Annotated in this window: 13 protein-coding genes; 7 read left to right on the top strand and 6 right to left on the bottom strand. The window is 60.0% G+C overall.

Annotated features, from left to right (window positions below):
- Positions 1-181: 181 nt before the first annotated feature.
- Entirely contained in the window at positions 182-781 is a 600-nt protein-coding gene (locus tag QMK33_RS22815) for a hypothetical protein (RefSeq protein ID WP_283566938.1), read from the top strand.
- Between the two features lie 18 nt (positions 782-799).
- Here QMK33_RS22815 and QMK33_RS22810 read toward each other — a convergent pair whose 3' ends face one another.
- Positions 800-2,038, bottom strand: a complete 1,239-nt coding sequence (locus QMK33_RS22810) for a pyridoxal phosphate-dependent aminotransferase (RefSeq protein ID WP_283566937.1) — start codon at positions 2,036-2,038, stop codon at positions 800-802.
- A 296-nt stretch (positions 2,039-2,334) separates the two neighbouring features.
- Here QMK33_RS22810 and QMK33_RS22805 point away from each other — a divergent pair, with 296 nt between their 5' ends.
- Both QMK33_RS22805 and QMK33_RS22800 read left to right on the top strand, forming a co-directional pair.
- Positions 2,335-2,811 (top strand): hypothetical protein, encoded by a 477-nt coding sequence (locus QMK33_RS22805; protein WP_283566936.1) that lies wholly within the window; start codon positions 2,335-2,337, stop codon positions 2,809-2,811.
- Between the two features lie 408 nt (positions 2,812-3,219).
- Positions 3,220-3,456, top strand: coding sequence for a hypothetical protein (locus tag QMK33_RS22800; RefSeq protein ID WP_283566935.1), 237 nt, complete (start codon positions 3,220-3,222; stop codon positions 3,454-3,456).
- On the opposite strand, the gene QMK33_RS22795 is transcribed toward QMK33_RS22800, so the two are convergent.
- The 3 genes from QMK33_RS22795 to QMK33_RS22785 all read right to left on the bottom strand — a co-directional run bounded on the left by QMK33_RS22795 (position 3,453) and on the right by QMK33_RS22785 (position 6,536).
- Positions 3,453-5,420: a glycosyltransferase family 2 protein gene (locus QMK33_RS22795; RefSeq protein ID WP_283566934.1), complete on the bottom strand. Its 1,968-nt coding sequence runs from the start codon at positions 5,418-5,420 to the stop codon at positions 3,453-3,455. The two genes, QMK33_RS22800 and QMK33_RS22795, sit on opposite strands and share 4 nt — an antisense overlap.
- A 105-nt stretch (positions 5,421-5,525) precedes the next feature.
- On the bottom strand, positions 5,526-6,137 hold the full coding sequence (recR, locus tag QMK33_RS22790; RefSeq protein ID WP_283566933.1) for a recombination mediator RecR: 612 nt from the start codon (positions 6,135-6,137) through the stop codon (positions 5,526-5,528).
- A gap of 108 nt (positions 6,138-6,245) precedes the next feature.
- A complete protein-coding gene (locus tag QMK33_RS22785) occupies positions 6,246-6,536 on the bottom strand; it encodes an ATP-dependent Clp protease adaptor ClpS (RefSeq protein ID WP_283566932.1) in 291 nt (96 codons plus the stop codon).
- A 190-nt stretch (positions 6,537-6,726) separates the two neighbouring features.
- On the opposite strand from QMK33_RS22785, the gene QMK33_RS22780 reads away from it, so the two are divergent.
- Positions 6,727-7,284, top strand: coding sequence for a hypothetical protein (locus tag QMK33_RS22780; protein ID WP_283566931.1), 558 nt, complete (start codon positions 6,727-6,729; stop codon positions 7,282-7,284).
- Positions 7,285-7,439: 155 nt separating this feature from the next.
- On the opposite strand, the gene QMK33_RS22775 is transcribed toward QMK33_RS22780, so the two are convergent.
- Positions 7,440-7,793: a hypothetical protein gene (locus QMK33_RS22775; protein ID WP_283566930.1), complete on the bottom strand. Its 354-nt coding sequence runs from the start codon at positions 7,791-7,793 to the stop codon at positions 7,440-7,442.
- A gap of 639 nt (positions 7,794-8,432) precedes the next feature.
- Here QMK33_RS22775 and QMK33_RS22770 point away from each other — a divergent pair.
- The 3 genes from QMK33_RS22770 to QMK33_RS22760 all read left to right on the top strand — a co-directional run bounded on the left by QMK33_RS22770 (position 8,433) and on the right by QMK33_RS22760 (position 10,979).
- Positions 8,433-9,224 (top strand): hypothetical protein, encoded by a 792-nt coding sequence (locus tag QMK33_RS22770; protein ID WP_283566929.1) that lies wholly within the window; start codon positions 8,433-8,435, stop codon positions 9,222-9,224.
- A 178-nt stretch (positions 9,225-9,402) separates the two neighbouring features.
- Positions 9,403-9,861 carry a hypothetical protein gene (locus tag QMK33_RS22765; protein WP_283566928.1) on the top strand — a complete coding sequence of 153 codons (459 nt, stop codon included), beginning with the start codon at positions 9,403-9,405 and terminating at the stop codon, positions 9,859-9,861.
- A gap of 62 nt (positions 9,862-9,923) precedes the next feature.
- Positions 9,924-10,979, top strand: coding sequence for an energy transducer TonB (locus tag QMK33_RS22760; RefSeq protein WP_283566927.1), 1,056 nt, complete (start codon positions 9,924-9,926; stop codon positions 10,977-10,979).
- Between the two features lie 91 nt (positions 10,980-11,070).
- Here QMK33_RS22760 and QMK33_RS22755 read toward each other — a convergent pair whose 3' ends face one another.
- Positions 11,071-12,615 carry an aldehyde dehydrogenase family protein gene (locus tag QMK33_RS22755; RefSeq protein WP_283566926.1) on the bottom strand — a complete coding sequence of 515 codons (1,545 nt, stop codon included), beginning with the start codon at positions 12,613-12,615 and terminating at the stop codon, positions 11,071-11,073.
- Positions 12,616-12,744 lie beyond the last annotated feature (129 nt).

The following is a 12,744-nucleotide window of genomic DNA, read 5'->3' as shown; positions in this document are numbered from 1 at the left end:
CTTCTTTCGCCAGTCCTCCAGGGTCTGGCGTTCCTCAGCGGTCAGAAACAAGCGATAAATTAGCATGACGAAAGCGCTTTTCTACGGAAAAGCCCACCAGACCCAATAAGGTTTTTCAACCACTAGTCGGGGTCTTAATGGTGAGTGTGACTTCATTCTATCCTTTACAAGGTTACAGGATTTGGTACAGGCCCCTATTTTTTGCATTACTGAAGCCAAGAAGCAGGACGTAGAAATGGGTACTGCGCAATGTGCAGCGCAACTTATTGGAGCTGCCCAATTAAACCAGAAAGGACAGCAGTCCATTCCAACGCTTTATGGTTGCTCTACCACTGGAATGGAGTGGCGTTTCCTGCGCTTTGAGGATAATACGTTTGTAGTTGACGAAACCCGGTACCTTATCAATGAGCCAGCTAAGCTGTTAGGAGTATTACAACAGATACTTGACTGGCAATTATTTGCTCAGCGCTCGGTTCCATTAGAAGGAGTCTACCAAGCGGTTACCAGAGATGTTCTTCATATTCTTCGCTTCCATCGCGATGGTAAGTTTGAGGAAGCCAGAGGGGCAAAGGCAACGGTAGACAGTCTGTTAAATGAGCTAGACACTCACATCGCCCACCCAGGAGGTGGGCGATATGAGTTGAAAGATGGTAAACTGATGCTTTATTTCAAGAAGCTTAGCGAAAATCAATTCCCACCTTTTGGTGGAACTGATAGTGACAAGCAGCTTACTATTTTTCGCTACACTCAAGCCGAACCCGTACAATTCGTTCGGTTGTAGTGCAGCGTGCTCTCCGGTTTACTTCAACTCCCCCAAACTGCGTTTAATGCGCCCAAACGCATCAACCAGCTTGTCGTCGGCCGCCGCAGTGCTGAAGCGGATGCAGGCGGGCGCGCCAAACGAGTCGCCGCTCACGGCCGACACAAACGTGTCGCGCAGCAGGTACAGCGCCAGGTCCGACGAGTCGTTTATCACCGTGCCGTCGGGCGCGGTGCGGCCAAAAAAGGCCGACACGTCGGGGAAGATGTAGAACGCGCCGTCGGGCGTGGGCGTCACGAGGCCGGGAATGTCCTTTACCAGGTCCAGCACGAGGTCGCGGCGGCGGCGGTAGGCTCTCACCATCTCGTCGGCCGAGGCGCGGCCGCCTTGCAGGGCAGCCAGGCCGGCGCGCTGCGCAATGGAGCAGGTGCCGGAGGTAATCTGGCTCTGCAGCTTGTCGCAGGCGCTGGCAATGGCGGGGTGGGCGGCCAGGTAGCCCAGGCGCCAGCCCGTCATGGCGTAGCCCTTCGAGAAGCCGTTGATGGTGATTACCTGGTCTTTAACGTGGGCAAACTGCGCCAGGCTCACGTGCTCCTCGGTGAAGTTGATGTACTCGTAAATCTCGTCAGCAATGGCGAAGATGCCGGGGTGCTGGGCCAGCACATCGGCAATAGCGCTCAGCTCGGCGCGGCTGAATACGGCCCCGGTGGGATTGCAGGGCGACGAGTACATCACGGCCTTGGTGCGCGGCGTGATGGCGGCGGCCAGCTGCTCGGCGGTCGCCTTGTAGTCGTTTTCAAGGGTACCCATGATGGGCACGGCCACGCCCTCGGCCAGCTCGACCTGCGCGGCGTAGCTCACCCAGTAGGGCGAAAAGATGATGACCTCGTCGCCGGGGTTTACCAGCGCCATAATGATGTTGCTGAGCGCCTGCTTGGCCCCGGTGCTCACCACAATCTGGTTGGGAGCGTAGGTTAATTGATTGTCGCGCAGTAGCTTATCGCAAATTGCCTGGCGCAAATCGAGGTAGCCCGGTACCGGCGTGTAAAACGTGTAGCCGTCGTCAATCGCCTTTTTGGCCGCGTCCTTAATGTACTGCGGGGTCTGAAAATCGGGCTCCCCGAAGCTCAGGTTAATCACGTCCACGCCCTGGGCGGCCAGCTCGCGGCTCTTTTTGGCCATCGCGATGGTGGCCGATTCCTGAATCTGGAGGATGCGGTCGGAGAGGTAGGCAGTCGGGTCGGCCGGTGCGGCCGGGCTAGCAGTACTGGGGGACATAAGCTTACGATACTAGAAAGGGGCGAGTCGCAAAAGTATTGGCCCGCGCGGTGTTACGGGTCGGCTGCTGTCGTTTTTTACGCATATTTTTTGACCTTCCTCAATTCCGGGTGCCGGCGAGGTGCCATTTTGCGTGGCACCAGCGCCTTTGGCCCGCCGGGCTGGGTAAGCATCGTCGGGCTGCCAGCGTAACAGCATAAAACAGCTGCTGTTCAGGGCCTTGCTGGTGGCCCGGCTACCGGGGCAGGCACACCCGGCCAGCCGCGGGGTACCTTTACCGCTTAAGCAACAAGCGTATGACACCAACTACCATCGACCCGGCCAGCGCCTTCGAGCGGGCCAGGACCGGCCTGTGGGCGAGCCTGCAAAAGCATTTGGCCCTCATCTACCAGGCGGAGGCGGCATTCGTTAAGTCGGTGGCTTTTGCCCATTCCTTTCCCTTCGCCCCGGCGGAGGTCGAAGCCGGGCAGCTGGCCGATTACACGCGGCAGCGCAGCGCCCTGCGCGACCTCTTTACCGACGAAACCACGCAGCTGGATACGCTGACCAAGGCCATCCGCACGAAGGATTATGCAGAAGCCGAAAAAAAGCAGCTGTACCTGCTGCTGCTGGGCTACCTCGACGTGGCGGCCACCGTGTTTGAGCGCCTAAGCGTGCAGGTGCCCCGCGGCTTGCCCAAGGACGAAGAGTTGGAAGCCACGCAGGTCCGGTTCGAGCGCGTGCGCAACTTTGCCCGGCTCAACGTCAAGGGTATCGCCGGCCTGCTTGGCTAGCGCGGCTTCCGGGTTAGCGTACGCTCTTTATTACACCTGTCGAATTAAAAAACCCTGTAGCAGGACGAATCGGCTTTGGTGTCGGCTGCCGGTCCGACGCCGAAGGCGTCCGACCGGTTGTCGTTGGAGCTTACTGCTGCCGCGTGAGTCAGCGGCGCGGTCGTCAGCAGTAAGCAATCGGTCGGACGCCTCCGGCGTCGGACCGGCAGCCGACACCAAAGCCGGTTTGTTCTCCTGTTGCGGCGTACTGCTTGCCGCCCGGCGTTACCCCAAGCGCGCGCTTGGTCGGAGGATGAAAACCGGGGCTGATTAATTGGCTACTAGCGGCCGGCGTAGCTTTGCACCCCGCGCGCCCGGCACCCGTTTTGGGCCGCCCGAGGCGGCGGCATCCTGCTTACAGCCCTGTTTATGGCCACCCCCGAACTGCCCGCTACCAAGATACTGACCTTCTTTTCGCCCCCGGCCCCGGCCGGTACCAAGGCGGCCCCCATTCCGTTCAGCAAGGCCGAGCTGCTGGGTTTTCCGGAGGTAAGACTTTGGCTGGCAAATGGTTATGAGCTAGAAAGCTTCGAGAATAAGCTCTCGCCCAAAGACCCGTCGCAGGTGATTTTGCTGGTGGTGCTGGCCAGGGTCAGCCCGGCCTAGCCACCCAGCCCGCGCCAGCCGCGCCACAGCACTTCCAGGTCGAAGCCAGGCTCGTAGTCCTGGGCATAGAGTAGCTCCAGGCGGCAGCGGGCGGCCTCGGTGAGGGGCGCGTGGGTGGTAGCGGCCACGTCGGCCGGCGAAAGCACGGCGGGCCACCGGCCGGCCTCGGGCAGGTAGCGCAGGCCCACCCAGCAGCGGCGGCCACGCAGCACCTGCGCCACGTGGCGCAGCAGGCCACCCGGCCGCCGCTGCCCCCAGATAATCAACGGGCTGATTACGAAGATAATAGTGCTTATGATGAGGTCGAGCAGGCGCTTGCTGCGGCGCTGGGCGGGCTGCCCCAGCCGCCACGAGCGGTCGAGGGCGTAGTAGTCGCCGGGCGCGTCTTTGCGGCTGCTGCCGATGATGTACTGGCTGCCGGCGGGCAAAATCTTGTAGGCCACCTCGGGCTGCGCGGGCAGGCGGGCCATGAGGTCGATAATCTGGCTGGCGGGCAGGTCGCGGCCGCAAAAAATGAGCTCCGTGAGGTCGTAGAGGGGCAGCAGCGCCGGCAGCTCGGCCACCGTGCCGAGGTGGTCGGGGTGGGGCGGGGCCAGCGGAGCCACGTGGTCGGGCGTGACGAACCCGATGACTTTGGCGGGTACCCGGGCTTCGGCCAGCAACTGGCGCACGCGGTTGCTTTCGGCCAACGAGCCCACAATGGCCAGGGTTTTGGGCCGGGCCTCGCTCAGGCGCAGGTTGCCGTAGCGCAGCCAGTGGCCCAGCAGCCGGCGGCCCACCAGGGCGGCCACCGCCCACACGCCGCCCAGCACAATGAGGGCCTTGGAAAAGCGCCAGCCATCAAAAAAATTGGAGACGGCCGATATCAGCACCGTACCCACGACTACGCCGCGTACCACGCGGCCGGCCCGCACTGTTTGGTCATAACCACCACTTAGCCAGGTAGTTAGCAGCCAAATTGCGATGTAGAGCGGCATGGCCACCAGCATGTACTGCGGCGGGTAGGGGGTGGGCACGTACTTCTGGTTGTTTTCCCAGTACACCTTGAGGGCGTAGAGGCCGGCGTAGAGCGAGGCCGCATCGAGCACCACGGGGGCGGCCACGGTGGCCAGCCGCTGCGCCAGCGCTGCGCCCGCCCGCAGCCAGATGGCGGTGTTGATGAGCTTCGAAAACAGGCTGGCGCGATTGGGGGCGAAGTGCTTTTGGGCAAAAATGACCATCGCCCGGTAAAACACAAACACGTAGTTGACGCTCGTGCGCTTGGTGCTCTCGCCCTTGTAGTGCAGAATGCGGGTGCCGGGAAAGTACCAGTTTTGCCAGCCGCCGCGCGTGAGGCGGTACGAGAGGTCAATGTCCTCGCCGTACATAAAATAGTCCTCGTCTAGCAGCCCCACCTCGGCCAGCGCGGCCTGGCGCAGCAGCATAAAGGCACCGCTGAGCACCGCTACCTCGTGGGGCTCGGCGGGGTCGAGAAAGCCCAGGTGGTAGCGCCCAAACGTGCGCGACTTCGGGAAGAGCCAGGCTAACCCGGAAATCTTATAAAACGCTACCTTGGGCGTGGGCAGCCCGCGCTTGCTTTCGGGCAAAAACTGGCCCTGGCCGTCGAGCATCTGCACGCCCAGGCCGCCGCAGCGGGGGTGGGCATCCATAAAGTCGCAGCAGCGGCGGAAGGTCGTTTCCTCCACCAGCGTGTCGGGGTTGAGCAGCAGCTGGTACTGGCCGGTGGCCAGGCGCAGGGCCTGGTTGTTGGCCCGCGAAAAGCCGGGGTTGTCCGGGTTGGCCAGCACGAGTACCTCCGGAAAGCGGGCCCGCACCATGGCCACCGAGCCGTCGGCCGAGTGGTTATCGACCACAAACACCTCCACTGGCTCGCCCAGCGCCGCCACTGCCTGCCGCACCGACAGCAGCGTTTGCTCCAGGAAGTAGCAAACATTGTAATTAACAATGACGACGGAGAGCTTCACTTTTAAGCGGTTAGCCTTTCGCTGTTAGCTGATAGCCTTTCGGCTATCTTAACTACAGCAACTCAGGCCGACAAAGCTATCAGCTAACAGCGAAAGGCTAACCGCTTATTTCTGGCGCTGGCGCTCTATAATGCTGCGGCCCAGCGTGATTTCGTCGGCATACTCCAGCTCGCCGCCCATGGGGATGCCGCGGGCAATGGTGCTGATGTGGAGCTGCTCGAAGTCGCGCAGGCGGCGCGAGAGGTAGAAGGCCGTGGTGTCGCCCTCCATGGTGGGCGAAATGGCCAGAATGATTTCGCGGATTTCGGAGTCCTCGGCCCCGGCGCGGGCCACCAGCGAATCGACCTGCAAGTCGGCCGGCCCCACGCCCTCGATGGGCGAAATAACGCCGCCCAGCACGTGGTACACGCCTTGGTACTGGCCCGTGTTTTCGATGGCAATTACGTCGCGCACGTCGGCCACCACGCACACCTGGGCGTGGTTGCGCAGCTTGTTGGCGCAGATGCTGCATTCCTCACTGTCGGCAATGCTGTGGCAGGTGCGGCAATAGGTGATGTCGAAGCGCATTTTGGCCAGCGCCTCGGCCAGGTTGGCGGTGGTATCGCTCTCGGCCTTGAGCAGGTGCAGGGCCAGGCGCAGCGCCGTCTTTTTGCCGATGCCGGGCAGGCGCGCCAGCTCAACTACCGCGTTCTCAATGAGTTTGGAGGGGAAATCCATTTGTAAAGCTGATAGCTGTTAGCGGCTAGCCGTTAGCTTTCGTTCTCGCAAAAGCATTGCAGCAAAAAAGAGCTAACAGCTAACGGCTACTAGCTAACAGCTTAATAATCACACAATATCCGCCGAAATGCCTCGGTCGTGAATGGCCGAGCAGCGCGGCTCCAGCTCGTCGAAGGTGCCGTTTTTGACGGCGCACTTGCCCTTGTGGTGGATGAGCAGCGTGCACTGCTCGGCTTGCTCGGGCTCGTGGCCGCACACGTCGATGAGCGTCTGGATAACGTGGTCAAACGTGTTCACGTCGTCATTATAGACTACGAGGGTGCGCAACTCCTGCTCTTCTTCGAGCAGCAGCACATCGGAATCGTAGTCAATCTGCGGGCGGGTAGCGGGGAAAGCCATGGCACAAAAATACGGCGGCCCCGGCGAAGCGTGGGGCTGGCCGATAACCACCGGGGGCGTGGTTTCGTTCGGTCAAAAAAGAGACAAGCGCCGCCAGCCGCTACTTTTGAAGGAAGAAGTTGGCCGGAGGAAGGAAGAAACGCCACCTGCCTGATTCGCTGAATCCTCCTTCCAACGTCTCCCTGCCTGCATGCCCGTTCCTACCGCCGATTTTAAAAAAGCCGTGGCCCGCCTCTCCGACAAGGAAAAGGAGGCGCTGATACTGCGCGCCACCCGCCGCGACGCCGAGCTCTACGACACCTTTCGCTTTGAGCTGCTGCCCGACGTAACGCTGGAGGGCGAGTACGAGGCCGCCGCCGACCGCATTCACGAGCTGTTCAACGTGGCCGTAACGGGCCGGCTCCTCAACCGCAGCCTGGTGAAGGCCCTGCGCGGGGCCGTGCAGGAGGCCGCCCGCGCCCGCCGCGTTACGAAGAGCAAGCAGCTCGAAATCGACCTGAGCCTCTACGCGCTACGGCTGATTTTTGAGAACTACACCGGGCAGTTCGATAGTGTGTACCAGGGCTTTTTTGTGGGCACGGCGCGGCTGGCCGTGCGCCTCACCAACCTCATTCCGAAGCACCTGCACGAAGACCTGTGGCTCGAATACAAGCCCGAGCTCGACGACTTTCTGACCCAGCTGCACGGCCGCAAAAAAAGCCGTGAGCTCAAGTTTGAGCTGCCCCGCGAGTTGACGCTGGCTGTTTAGCGCAACGCAGCCTGTACAGTGGCCGTTGCTTATTAGATTGATTTGCAGTATTTTACGCCAATCGCGTTCTGCTGGCCCAGCTGGCGGGCCTTTCGGCTTTGGCTCCACCAATGCGTTCCCAGCGCCTCGATATTAACAATCTTGCTATCAGCTAATTAACGCAAGGCTAGGCAGCGTAGGCTGTTGTGCGCGTCGGCGTCTTCCTGAAGCTGTAAAAACTGGTCAAACTCATTGGGCGTCAGCACCTGCACCAGGCATTGGGCCAGGTGCTCGGGGGTGCGGGCCCGCCATTGGTACTTGCCTACGGCTAGCTGCACGGCGGCCGCCTGGGCCGGTGGCAGGTGCAGGGTGGCCGCCAGGTAGCGCACCAGCGGCCGGGCTGCAATGCCGCCGCCAGCGAGCACGCCAACGCTAGGGGTGGCGTGCTCGGGGCATTGCGCCCGGGTTGGGTTGGGCCGTAGGCCCAAGGCCAGCACGACAAGGAAGCTGGTGGTAAGTGTTGAGTTCATGCGCAGAAAGGACAGAGTAGGATAGCAGTAGCCGGGGTTGCGGGGCCAGGGAAAGCGGCCCACTCACTCGACTCTGCTAAAGGTGAGCGTTTAGTGACGGGCCCGCAACCCTAGCGGCCCATTGGCAAGTGCTACTCTCCCAATGACCACCCTGGCCTAGCTAACTGCTTGCTTTCCTGAGGTGAAATGTCCGGCTGGGGAGCGAGTGGCAGGCCGCCCGCCACTGCTTTTGGTAGCCGAACTCCCCAACGATTCCAGCTTTGGGGAATTGTATGCTTTACCATGAATATTTCTGAAAGGCAGTAGGTTTGATTACGCGTAAATCAAATTATTACGCAAATTCATGAGTCTGGAATAGTACATCATTTATGATGCCGCAGCCATAGCGGTTGCGCGACTAGCGTAGCCCTCTCAGTTAATCAATTTGTTAATAATCAAGCAATTATAATATAAAAAGAATGCATGGTTCACGAGCTGCTACGAAGCGTAGTACTTGCCATTGCGTTAGCTGGGGTAGTGCGCGGCCGTATAAGCCAGTTTCTACCACAACAGCAGTTGGTGCTACGACCCGGAAAACTGGGTAACGTATGAATCAGAGTCCTATTTGACGAGCTGGTAACACACTTGATTTGTAGCCCTATGCGCAATTTCTTGCTGGATGGAGTAGAGGTCGAACTCGTTTTCCAGGAAACACCAGGCCAGGCCTCCAACCCTTACTGGTGTTTAGAAGCAAGGGATATAGGGGCCCAGCCCTTTTATGAGGGAGAGGAGGGGTTTGACGGGCTGTTTGCAGCTTCTTGCGGCAGCGCACCGTTTTTATGGAGCGGCGAAGACATCGTCTTATTCTCCAAAGAGTCCGGCTTATTGCATATCGTTGGTCTGAGCTTGCCCGACACTGTGCAGGTGGTCGACCACGATTTCTGCACCCCTGACTGCGTGCAGGGAAGCGGCCAGCTGCTATACCCGCAAGGCACCGGTTTCGCCCTGGACAGAGTAGATACTGCTGCTTACAACCAACACACGGACACCTATTTTTTCTACCTGGTAGCGGCGGAAGGCGAACAGGATTTTTCGTATGACTGTGCGCTGGAAGTATTTCCCGACCTTTTTATCCTTTTTTACCAGCAGCATTACGTGGGCTGGAAGTTGCAACAAGCCTCTGACCACCTGACTGTCACTGAGTATATAATGCTTCCTCCCATAACTGACCGCCTTAGCGCGCGCCTTCGGGCTTACCTGGCTACCTATTTTACCTACTTTACGACCAGCATGGCGGAGAAAATGGAGGACGAAGATGCCGGGGTAAAAGCGCAGCTTCTGGCCTTGCAGGCCGAGTTAGCCCAGCACCAGGACCCGTGGCTCAATCCCGTTGCAGACGGGGTTGTCAACCTACTACGTGGCTATTTCGGCATCTGGCCCGATGATGTTTAAAGATATCCGAGAGAGCTTTTTTGCTATGATACGGTTACGTAAGAGGAATTATTGATAAACGTTTTTGATTTGTCGAAAACAAGAATGTTTTGAAAATTAATAAGCTAGGAATGAAAGTCAGCGCTCGTACTACAAGTTTCGTTGTACTGGACGCCCTCTGGGATAAATATACTAAGCCATGAAAATAAAAAATATGTACGAGCCTGATGAGGAGGATTTACTTGAATGGAATAGTCATCCTGAAGATGGCTGGCCAGAGAGTGATTGGGATATGTATGTTATGGATGGAGGAAACGATGAAATCGTTTTTCGGTTTGCGAACGATTTGAACTGTGCAAAAAGATTATTTTTCCTGCATTGCCTGTATTATTTTGTGGGTGGTTACTACGTAGGAAAATACCATAGTTTGGATGAAAGAACCCTGGTTTTTACAATCTGTAATCATAAAAGATTGATGAAACTGCTAGGTATGGTTAATGCACAAAGTGCAGAAACTGTTGTTGCATGGAAAGTAAAAACACTCAAGTTATTAGCTCATGAAATTAATTTTGACTCCACTTTTTGGTTTAATTACATGTTTCTGGATGATATAAAAAAGCTAGATGACGAACAAGCAGCTGGCGATAACCCAGCTTGAGAAGTTAGCGGAGCCCGTTGAATTAATCCATACCCTTGCTTTATATTAATTATAGACACCGCGTGGCTACTGCTTACTACGGCCTCGGCCAGCGCTCAAGGCTCACTTCTTCGTTGCGGCGGCTACTCGGTAGCCTGCTGCTTGGCCTGGCCGCACACTGCGTTGCTGCCCAGGACTTTGGCCTCACCCAGGTGCAGCCGCTTTACGTGGAGCAGCTGCCAGCCCTGCCTGGCTGGGGCGGCCCCGAGGCCACCAAGCTTGCCATTGAGCAAGCCATCCAGTGGCCGCTCGATGCGCCCCGGCCGGCCGGCCGCGTCGTGGTGCGGTTCATCATCGAGCCCACTGGTGTCGCCGACAGCCTGCGCATTGTGCACGGGCTGGGTGCCGAGGCCGATGCCGCCGTGCTGGCTGCCGTGCGCCGGCTACCGGCCTTCCGGCCGGGCCGGCAAGGCGGGCGGCCAGTGTGCGTGGCCTACACGCTGGGCGTGGCGCTGCCGGCCCCGCTCACGGAACTGGCCCTCGCTCAAGCCCTGGTCCGCCGTCGCGAAGCCCAAACCCGGCAGCAGGGCGCGGCCCGGCGCCTGCCCGGCGAGGCCGATAACACCTTTGTGCGGCGGGTGCTACCGATAGCTTACGCGCAGGCAGACAACCTGCTGGCCTACGCCTGGCGGCCGAGCGCCTTTGGCAAGCAACTGTTTTTCTCGGTGCACGGCGAGGAGGGCAACGAGTACGGTACCAACCTGTTTGTGCTCGACCCTTACCAGGAAAATACCTATGCCGTGCGGGTGCTGCCCATCGCATCAATGGGGGACATCACTACCCTTGATGCGCTGTTTTTCGCCGATGCCAACCACGATGGGCGCAAAGACCTGCTGGCGCTTTCGGGGTGCAGTCTGAAAGAGCGAATTAAACAAGATGGAGAGTGGCTTTATGGCCGCTCAACGCATTACCGCACCGATACTTGGCAGTATCTGGGCCTGGATAAAGCTGGCCGCCCGCAGTACGAGCAAGGCCCCGAGCGCTCCGACCTCGACGACCTAGCTACGGCTGCAGAGGTGCGCAAAGCCCTCACCCAACCTGCGCGCCCGCGCCGCCCGGCCCCGGCCAAGGCGGGCTAGCCCGCCTTGGCTGCGAAATAGCGTAGCAAAAAGGGCCGTCCTCCACGCGGGAAGACGGCCCTTTCTTAGGGTGCAACTTGGGCTGGCTGGCTTATGCCTTCTCGGGTAGCAGCACAGAGTCGGGGTAGTTGCCGAGCACGGGCTGGCTAGGTGCGCCCTGGGTTACGGCCTCCACCAGCAGCTTGCCGCCCACGAAGGCGCCTTTCCAGCTTTCGCCGAGGCCGCCGAATACTTCTTCACGGTCGCCGCGGCTGCGCAGCTTGTTGATGCCCACCTTGAAGGCGCGCAGCTCCTTGCCGGTGCGGGTAGCCCACTGCTCATCGTCGGAGCCGAGGGCGGCCACGAGCGCGCCGTTCGAGATGTTCATCTCGCCCACCAGCTCCTCCACGCGGTCTACGAGCACTACGCTATCAATCGGGCCGAAGGGCTCCTTAAAGTAGAGCTCGCTCTGGCGGGGCAGGCCTACCAGGGCCCGCGGCGCGCGGTAGGCCGAGCGGTCCTGGCCGGGTAGAAACAGCGAATCGTCCAGCTTGCCTTCGTAGAAGGGAATGGCCCCGGTTTTGAGGCCGTCGGCGTAGAGGCGGTCGAGGTCTTCGGCCTGGTGGGCGTTGATGACCGGGCCAAAGGCCAGGTCGGGCAGCTTGTCGCCGGCCGCGTCTACCAGGGTGGGGTTGCCCACCTTGAGGCTACCGATGGCCTTGGTGTAGGTTTCGAGAAACTCGGGAAACAGCCGGCGCTCCACCACGAAGCGCACGTAGGCCGTGCAGCGCTGCTTGCCGTAGTCGTAGCCTTTTTTGAGCTGGTCGGCCAGCAGGTCCCACTGCGAGTAGTTCCAGATGCCGTAGGTGTTGACGCCTTCCATCTCCAGCATGTAGCGCTTGTCCTGGGCGCCCAGGGCATCGGCGATGTTGCGGCCGTTGTAGCGGCCACCCACGAAGGAGAGGCAGTCCACGGCGGGGTCTTTCACCAGCACGTCGCTGAGTTCGCCGCCGGGGCCGCTCACCAGCGTTACGGGCAGGCCGCATCGGCGGGCAATGGCGAAGGTGAGGCTGAGGGAGATAAAGCCGCCGTCGGTGGGCGTTTTGGCAATGACGGCGTTGCCGGCCAGCGCCTGCACCAGCACCGCGTGCAGCAGCACCGACATGGGGTAGTTCCAGCTCGCAATGTTGCTCACCAGGCCCAGCGGGCGGCGGTCGCCGAGCAGGGTTTCGATGTTCTCCACGTACCACTGCACGCCCTCAATGGCCCGGTCGATGTCGTTGAAGCCCAGCTTGTAAGTCTTGCCGATTTCCCACATCAAGAGCTTGCTAACCAGGTCGATATGGGGCCGCAGCTGGTCGAGGCAGTCCTGCACGCGGCGGCTCCGCTCCTGCAAGTCGGTGGCGGCCCAGGCGGGCGCTTCGGCCTTGGCGGCGCGCACGGCGCGCAGCGCCTCGTCGTGCTTGAGCATGGGCAGCGAGCCGATATCGGTGCCGTCGATGGGCGAGCGGAAGGGGCGGGGCGTGCCGGGCTCCTGCCACTTGCCTTCGAGCAGGTTGAGGTAGCCGCCGCCGGGGGCGAAGATTTCGGGCACAGCCTGCTTCACGTCATTCAGCAATTTACTGAACTCGACTTCGGGCGCAATGATTTTAGGCATAAGGTAGGGGCGCGTCGCACGCGCCCGGCGTTGGTGAAAGGCGCGCCGTACGCACCCGGGGAATGTTTTCTAACGGATTTAACACGGAGCGGGGGCGGTTGTTGAGGCGAAGGGCGCGTGCGGCCCGAC

The sequence above is a fragment of the Hymenobacter sp. H14-R3 genome (genome assembly GCF_030063445.1).
In the GTDB taxonomy this organism is placed as follows: Bacteria; Bacteroidota; Bacteroidia; order Cytophagales; family Hymenobacteraceae; genus Hymenobacter.
This window is presented reverse-complemented; position numbering and strand designations above follow the sequence as displayed.

Bases quoted from the DNA above. Each gene is read 5' to 3' on its own strand.
- QMK33_RS22810 (WP_283566937.1), bottom strand. From the start codon at position 2,038: ATGTCCCCCAGTACTGCTAGCCCGGCCGCACCGGCCGACCCGACTGCC.
- QMK33_RS22805 (WP_283566936.1), top strand. From the start codon at position 2,335: ATGACACCAACTACCATCGACCCGGCCAGCGCCTTCGAGCGGGCCAGG.
- QMK33_RS22800 (WP_283566935.1), top strand. From the start codon at position 3,220: ATGGCCACCCCCGAACTGCCCGCTACCAAGATACTGACCTTCTTTTCG.
- recR (WP_283566933.1), bottom strand. From the start codon at position 6,137: ATGGATTTCCCCTCCAAACTCATTGAGAACGCGGTAGTTGAGCTGGCG.
- QMK33_RS22785 (WP_283566932.1), bottom strand. From the start codon at position 6,536: ATGGCTTTCCCCGCTACCCGCCCGCAGATTGACTACGATTCCGATGTG.
- QMK33_RS22780 (WP_283566931.1), top strand. From the start codon at position 6,727: ATGCCCGTTCCTACCGCCGATTTTAAAAAAGCCGTGGCCCGCCTCTCC.
- QMK33_RS22775 (WP_283566930.1), bottom strand. From the start codon at position 7,793: ATGAACTCAACACTTACCACCAGCTTCCTTGTCGTGCTGGCCTTGGGC.
- QMK33_RS22770 (WP_283566929.1), top strand. From the start codon at position 8,433: ATGCGCAATTTCTTGCTGGATGGAGTAGAGGTCGAACTCGTTTTCCAG.
- QMK33_RS22765 (WP_283566928.1), top strand. From the start codon at position 9,403: ATGAAAATAAAAAATATGTACGAGCCTGATGAGGAGGATTTACTTGAA.
- QMK33_RS22755 (WP_283566926.1), bottom strand. From the start codon at position 12,615: ATGCCTAAAATCATTGCGCCCGAAGTCGAGTTCAGTAAATTGCTGAAT.